Source organism: Chitinophaga sp., from assembly GCF_036569185.1.
Taxonomy (GTDB): domain Bacteria; phylum Bacteroidota; class Bacteroidia; order Chitinophagales; family Chitinophagaceae; genus Chitinophaga.
The window spans coordinates 1-4441 of record NZ_DATCRD010000098.1; the positions used below are offsets into that span (position 1 = coordinate 1).

The 4441-nt window shown below is 42.3% G+C and carries 3 protein-coding genes and 1 pseudogene; 3 read left to right on the forward strand and 1 reads right to left on the reverse strand.

Translation table 11 applies throughout. The features are described 5' to 3' along the window. The 3 genes and pseudogenes from VIM72_RS07380 to VIM72_RS07390 form a co-directional block, all read left to right on the forward strand. Positions 1-1393: pseudogene (locus tag VIM72_RS07380) on the forward strand (glycoside hydrolase family 2); the annotation flags it as partial. Positions 1394-1676: 283 nt separating this feature from the next. Then, the gene (locus VIM72_RS07385) at positions 1677-2684 is read left to right on the forward strand and encodes a hypothetical protein (RefSeq protein WP_332002194.1); all 1008 of its coding nucleotides are present in this window, start codon (positions 1677-1679) and stop codon (positions 2682-2684) included. A 164-nt stretch (positions 2685-2848) separates the two neighbouring features. Beyond that, positions 2849-3667: an NAD(P)-dependent oxidoreductase gene (locus tag VIM72_RS07390; RefSeq protein WP_332002195.1), complete on the forward strand. Its 819-nt coding sequence runs from the start codon at positions 2849-2851 to the stop codon at positions 3665-3667. A 225-nt stretch (positions 3668-3892) separates the two neighbouring features. Here VIM72_RS07390 and VIM72_RS07395 read toward each other — a convergent pair. Beyond that, positions 3893-4441, reverse strand: a 549-nt coding sequence (locus VIM72_RS07395) for a hypothetical protein (RefSeq protein ID WP_332002196.1), incomplete at its 5' end; no start/stop codon positions are given.

Sequence of the window (4441 nt, forward strand, 5' to 3'; positions counted from 1 at the left end):
TCATCCTTGCATTGTTACTTGGGTTATTTTTAATGAAAAATGGGGATCGTATGACCAAAAACGAATTACAGAATGGGTAAAAGGATATGATCCCAGTAGAATTGTGAATGGGCATTCTGGCGAACTCTTATATGTAAATAATCAACTACGATCACCCTCTGATTCGCCTTGGATAAGCAGTGATGTGACTGACATTCACTCATATCCCGAGCCTAGAAATGTCCCTGGCCAACCGGGGAAGGCCAAAGTGATAGGGGAATACGGTGGAATAGGTGTACCAGTGCCAGCTCATCAATGGGATGATATAGAAGGATGGGGATATACACAGGTAACTCCAGCTGAACTTAAAGGTAAATACGAGAATATGATTAGTATCATTAAGAAGCTGGAACTCGCTGGCCTCAGCGCCTCAATATACACACAGCCATTCGATGTTGAAGGTGAAGAGAATGGAATACTTACTTATGATAGAGAAATAATTAAAGTACCTGTAGATGAATTACGAAAAATAAACAGGAATTTAGTTCCTCAAACTGAGGGCTTTAAGATTGATACGAACTTCAAAATAGCAATAAACTTAGATTTAAATGACAATGATAATCGTTATCAAGCACTACTTGGAGAGTATGAAAGTGGCTCAAGAGATTCAAGTTTCCTAAGAAGACTAGTCCTAATGGCAATTCGTCATAAAGATCAACTAAAAGCAACTCAAGTGGGAAATGCTTACATAAGCACATTGTTAAATCCTTTCTCAAAAGAAAATTTAATGTTCATTGGAAAAATAACGAGAACAACGAATGATATTGGATTTAAACTCTTCAACAAATATCCAGAGAAAATTAACTCTATAGTTGGCGAAGTTTATGCTGAGTATATTGTTAAAATGATTATTGAACATGAAGATTTAGCTTCTTATTTTTCACGTAACTCAATTTTTGCATGGGATTCCCTACAAAGGCAAATGAATAACAAATATGGAGTACTAGGAGAAGAAGTTATTCTAGGGAAGAGAATGATGCATTGCGCAGACGTTTTAAAAGATTGGCAAGCATACGGCAAATATTATATGCTTTATTTTCAGAAAGCAATGAAACACCCGGATTACATAACAAATAACCTAAGCTGGAAGGTCTTTCAACACGTTGATGATCCCAATATACTTAGATTCGCATTAAAAGTAATGGAGTATGATCTAGCAACATGGGATCAAAATGAGCCTCAGGCTTATGATACTTATGCAAATCTACTCCATAAACTAGATAAGTCTAGTGAAGCCATTAAATGGGAGGAAAAAGCTATACAACTAAAAAGAAATGAAGCAGAGGAGAAGGCTTTTGCGGACGCCCTCCAAAAAATGAAATCAGGCCTCCCTACTTGGCCTCAAAATAATTAATCTCTACGCGGTGTAAGAGGGTGGATGGTTTACACCCCTTACGCACTCATGCAACCGGTCGCTAGTATTCTTATTAGTGACCCATTTTTCTCAAAATCCAACAAAAAAAACATATTCATAGTACCCCGGCAATTCAACCGGTGTACTATAAAGGAAAAAGATACAAAACTGATTAGGCCAGATTGAAATAGTTTGTTACTATCCTATAAAAACACTTCAGTCGGCCCGGTCAGGAGGCAATATAACAGACTTTTTTACACCACCTTTACAAAAAAATAATGTTATGAAAAGGCCCAGTAATTTACCCCGTATACCGTTAAGGATCGATGAAGATGACCAGGTATTCGTTACCATTGAGAGTTTACCCCAGGAATATCAACACCTGGCTATGCCCGCTGCTAAAATCTCTTTCAGAAGTGATGAATACGTGGATATCGTTAGCCAAACCATAAAACTTGGCAGGTTCACCCTCCGTACACATGAAGTATACAACAAGGAACAGGATATCATGTTAATACCCTATACCAGGATTGAACTACTGGCCCTCCATTTTATGGCCGGAGGCGAAGTAGTAGCCGAAATCACTGACCGGGGACCTTATATGATGGCCAAAAGGGAAATGACCCTGTTCAAACTGGATCCCAGCTCCCATAGAGCACCTATGAAAGCATGGGACAATATGTTCAGCTTCCACATCGATATCACACCGGAAGATATGGCTGAAATGGCAAAGGAATATCCCGAGCTCGCCACTATAGCGAAAAAAACATCCAGGAAAGGAAGCGCCCCTGTTAATGCAGAGCCCTATCATATTAATATGGCTTGTACTGAATTAATTGACGCCATTTGCAATTGTAAATTTGTAGGTAAACAGGCAGAAGTATTCATGCACAGGTGCTGCCTGGAACTATATCTCAATTTTGCCGCACAGGATGAACTGGAGGAAGAACCCATGCGGGTGTTCCCGCTATATGTATCCGAAAAACTGGAAGAATCCATCAAATACCTCGTCAATACCACCAACGAAAAATTCTCAATAGCTAAAATGTCGGTACTGCTCGACCTGGGCATCCAGGAACTGAGGGAAGCCTTCTTAGATAGCTTTTATATAGCGCCGGAACGCTTTCACCTGCAACGGCAAATGATGCAGGCATATAGTACGGCTGTAACCACTGCAGAACCCCTGGAAAAAATTTGTACTTCTATCGCAATGAACAATGTAGAAGAATTCACTACCCTTTTTGAATCCTATTTTAACTGTTCCATTGCTATCATTCGCAATAGTCAATGAAGAGATTGAATATTTCCCCATTTTTGATTTTTTAGGTTGTTAATATGCCGGATCAATCCTGGTCCGGCAATTTTTACTTATCCCTCAAAATAACCCTTGCTTTTTGTGGTCAGAGAAAGATTCCTTAAATTCCTCTTTCTTTCTCACCGCTAAAAGCAAGGGTTATGTCATTTCAGCAACGTACCATCTTTATTACCGGCGCAAGCCGTGGCATAGGCAAAGCCATCGCGCTACGCCTCGCCAGCCGGGGAGCTAATATTATCATTGCCGCCAAGAGCGTGGAAGAAGATCCAAGACTGGGAGGTACCATCTATTCTGCCGCCGCAGAAGTAGAGGCTGCCGGAGGTAAAGCGCTCGCTGTACAGGTAGATATCCGGGAAGAAGCACAGATAGCCGCCGCCGTACAACAGGGAGCGGAGAAATTTGGCAGTATAGATGTGCTGATTAACAACGCATCGGCCATACAGCTTACAAACACGGAAGAAACCCCTGCCAAACGGTTCGATCTGATGTATGATATCAACGTACGCGGCACCTTCCTGGTAACACAACATTGCCTTCCTTACCTGAAAAAAGGAAATAATCCACATATCCTTACGCTGTCACCACCGGTAAACATGGATCCAAGATGGTTTGGCCCACACGTTGCTTACACTATCAGCAAATACAATATGAGTATGCTGGCAATGGGCTGGGCCAATGAGCTGGAAAAATATAAAATTGCCTCCAATGCCCTGTGGCCGGCTACCACTATTGCCACTGCAGCGGTGAAGAACCTGCTGGGTGGAGATTCCCTCATCAATAAAAGCCGTACTCCCGATATCATTGCCGATGCAGTGGAATATATCCTGCAGCAACCGGCTTCGTATTCAGGTCATACATTGATTGATGAAGACGTGTTGAAAGCAGCAGGCATTACTAATTTTGATAAGTATGCCGTAGTGCCGGGAGGCAAATTGCAGCGGGATCTGTTCCTGTCTTAAAAAAAGGTCCGGTAAAGTGACCTTTACCGAACCATTGAAATTGGCTGCTGTCCGGCTCTCCATGTATACAACATCTTGCTTATCAAAGCTGACAGACTCAAAATCTGAAAAAAATCAATTCCTGGTATTCCCACTTTGTTATCCGAACAATGTTCAAACAGCGTCCTTAGAAATTATACATAGATTGAATGTGCGGCACTATCAAAAAAATATAACTTAATTTAATTAGACTGGAAACACCCGCGGCATATCCCGGAAAATAAACTGTTTATAAAGTTGTTCCGCCATGGGATAAATATCTTCAGGAATTTCTACCATCTCCCCAAACTCTGAAGTCTTGTATAGTGCGCATCGTATCGCACGCCAGCAGGCCGAATCCTGCCCGGTAAGCAATGTACCCAGCGTAACCTGCTGATCCTGCATAATGGCTTCCTGGAATACCAGGCTGTAATCGTTCCAGGCCGATTTTACAATATCGTCATCAGAAAGTTCCAGCCATCGTTCAACATACGGGGGGATCGCTTCCCACTCCCTTAAACGCGCCATCAGGGCTACCAATGTATGTGTATAATCCCTGTCATACGGGACTTTTTCTACTGCGCGCCGCGAAAATTTCAAAGCCAGGTCCAGGCGGGTATTCAACAGATACAGGCGCCAGGCTATGCGGTTCAGGTCATGCGGAGCAAGCCGGGGATAATTAAAGTTAAGCTGCTGTTCCATAAACTGCAGTAGCGACAACGCATCCCCAATGTGCCCATGATCGGCCAGGAAACA